This is a genomic window from Algoriphagus sp. (assembly GCF_024642405.1).
Lineage (GTDB): Bacteria > Bacteroidota > Bacteroidia > Cytophagales > Cyclobacteriaceae > Algoriphagus.
Genome location: NZ_JAHEBC010000455.1, coordinates 1 through 2,752 on the forward strand (window position 1 = coordinate 1; position 2,752 = coordinate 2,752).

Sequence of the window (2,752 nt, forward strand, 5' to 3'; positions counted from 1 at the left end):
GAAATACTATCTCTTTCCCTTTGGACAAAGTATTCATCAAAAACCCATCTTGGATATCTCCAAAAACAATTTCAAGCTGAATGAGTATATCCTTAGGAAGAAAGCGGAGATTATTCGTATTAGAGTTAGAGTTGTAATGTACCAAGGCTGTTACTGTGGCTCCAGCTTTAACCAATTCTTCAGTTAAATGGCTTCCAATAAAGCCCCCCGCTCCAGTTACGAGGACTTTTTTTCCGATGTAATTCATGAATTTGATTTATTAAATAGAGTTTTATAATCAAGATTGGCTTTTTCGTAATCTTGATGTTGGCCTATATCCAGCCAATATTCTTCTATAGGGAATGCAACCACAGATTCCTTTTCTTTTAGTAATGCTTCCATCAGGTCTGTAATGTCGAAAAAATTGCCGATTGGAATATGACTCAGAGCCTCAGGGCTAAGTGCATAGATCCCACCACTTATTCTGAATGAATAAGTTGGTTTTTCCAAAATTGAAGTCACATGACAACCTTCTGTCTGCAATACGCCATAAGGGACCTTTGCTTCATAGGAAGCGCTGCCAATTGTCAACCTGGCGTTATTTTCTATGTGAAAATCTAGTACTGACTTATAATTCAAGGAAGTCAATAGGTCTCCATTCATTACTAAAAAGGGAAGTTTAAGCTGATTTTCGAGGTATTTGACTGCGCCAATAGTTCCCAATTTCTTCTCTTCTTTGAAATAGCGAATGCTGAGTCCAAAGGCAGAACCATCACCACAAAACTCCTCAATGCTCTCTGACAAGTAGTTGGTGCATAAGTATATATTTCGAAAACCAAAAAGGTGAAGTCTTTCGAGGATAGTTTGTAAAATTGGCTTATTACCAACCTTAAGCAGTGGTTTTGGTATATTCTGGGTGAGAGGTTCTAATCGAATGCCTCTCCCTCCCACCATCAACACTACTGGATTTTCAATGATTGGGCTTGCTTTTTCAGGCTCCGAGGAAAGAAAATGATGTATTTTTCCCTGAGCGTCTATTACCGGAACTAGCTTAATCCCTTGCTCGGTAATCTGCTTCATATCCAAGGTTTTCTGCTCCTGAATGGACACAGTAAAAGGATTGGTATTCATCATGATGGCAAGCTGATCATCCAGTTGAAAGCCGTTTAATATCCCTCTACGAATATCACCATCACTCACCGAACCAACAAGCTTTTCATCGGCATTTAACACAAAAATGAGTCCCCTCTTATTTGCTTCAATCAGTCGCATAGCTTCACGAACTGAGATATCTTGTCCAGCAGTAAAAAGGTTAATTTTATCTTTATCAATAAACATTTTAAACTAATTCCTTGATGTAATTTTCTAAGGTAAAGCTTTCTTGGAAACCAGTTAAGTCTCTGAAGATTTTATCTGATATTTTCATCATATTATCATAAGGCTTGATAGGCTCAAAGTTCCTTTGGTAGTGAAAGCCTAGGTTTTTCTCAAACAAATCTATCAATTGATGAACATTAAACTGATCGCTGCCCACCATATTTAAAACTGATGTTTCCCCCCATTCTATTTCTACCATCACACTTACTAGCGCCTCTGACAAATCCACTACATGTAGAAAAAAGCGAAATAGACTTCCATCATTATTGAAGTCCAAAACCTGGTCAGAAAGTCCAGACTTCAACAAATACGCGAAAACTCCTTTAGGTTGGTTAGATCCATATATGTTGGAAAGCCTTAATATCAATCTGTTTTCAGGCTTCATCCCTGCCAAAATCAACTCTTCAGCCGCCAACTTCAAAGTGGAGTAGGGAGTTTCTGGTTGACAATCGTTAGATTCATCTACATAATCCCCCGAGCCATACACACCCACGCTGGATAATTGAATCAGTTTGGTATGCTCAGCACACGCCTGAATCAAGTGATGGATTCCTAAGGTGTTTTGAAGTAGGCAAGCTTGTATAGGTCTACTGATTTGACCAGTGAAATTGAAGATAAAGTCAAATTTTTCTTCCCTAATCAGCTGCACAGAATCTGGTGAGCAGATATCCAGGTTCAGGTGACGTGCACCTCTTCCTTTTCTGGAGCCAATGAATATATTCGAAAAGCCAATCTTTTCTAAAACAGCGGAGAAATGGCTACCTAAATAGCCATTTCCACCGAGTAGTAAGATTTTACTTTCCTTCGTAAAAGATTTTTTGGATGCTGACACTTGAGAGGTCTATGTTTTTGAGAATGTCCACGATTTGTTTTGCAGAATTTCCTTCTCCGTATGGATTCTTTATTTCAGAGACTTCTTTTCTAAACTTATCGTCAAATAGGGCTTTCTGAATTGCTTTCTCAATCTGAGCTGAATCATTAGGCACATCTAGGACATTAGAAGCACGTTCTCTACCCATTTGTCTATTTCCAATATTGATAGCAGGAATCTTCAAGGTAGGAGTTTCATGGATTCCAGAACTTGAGTTACCTACCAAAGCCCATGCATTTCTATAAAGATTGACGAATTTCAAGGTAGGAAGAGAAGGAATCCATTTAAATCCTGATGCTTTGATTTCCTCAATGATTTTAGCATGTCCCGCATCATTATTAGGCAGAAGGAAAACCACTTGAGCATCGATATTTCTCAATGCTTTGAGCGTCTCTCTGATTTGATCAATTGAAGACATAGCCTCCGTAGTCACAGGATGCTGAATCACCAATACAAAAGGTTTGGAAAAGTCCAAGTCAAACTCTTTTTCCAATTCAGATGCATCCATGGTTGGGGTATTTACCA

At 38.6% G+C, this 2,752-nt stretch carries 4 protein-coding genes; all 4 read right to left on the reverse strand.

The window, feature by feature from the left end; translation table 11 throughout:
- Positions 1-247, reverse strand: a 247-nt coding sequence (locus Q0L68_RS19260; RefSeq protein WP_296705872.1) for a GDP-mannose 4,6-dehydratase, incomplete at its 3' end; no start/stop codon positions are given.
- Complete coding sequence (locus Q0L68_RS19265) at positions 244-1,317, reverse strand: nucleotidyltransferase family protein (RefSeq protein ID WP_296705873.1); 1,074 nt, start codon at positions 1,315-1,317, stop codon at positions 244-246. The genes Q0L68_RS19260 and Q0L68_RS19265, both read right to left, overlap by 4 nt.
- A 1-nt stretch (position 1,318) precedes the next feature.
- Complete coding sequence (locus Q0L68_RS19270; RefSeq protein WP_296705874.1) at positions 1,319-2,188, reverse strand: NAD(P)-dependent oxidoreductase; 870 nt, start codon at positions 2,186-2,188, stop codon at positions 1,319-1,321.
- Positions 2,151-2,752 (reverse strand): UDP-N-acetylglucosamine 2-epimerase (locus tag Q0L68_RS19275; protein WP_296705875.1); only part of this gene is annotated, 602 nt, incomplete at its 5' end. The genes Q0L68_RS19270 and Q0L68_RS19275, both read right to left, overlap by 38 nt.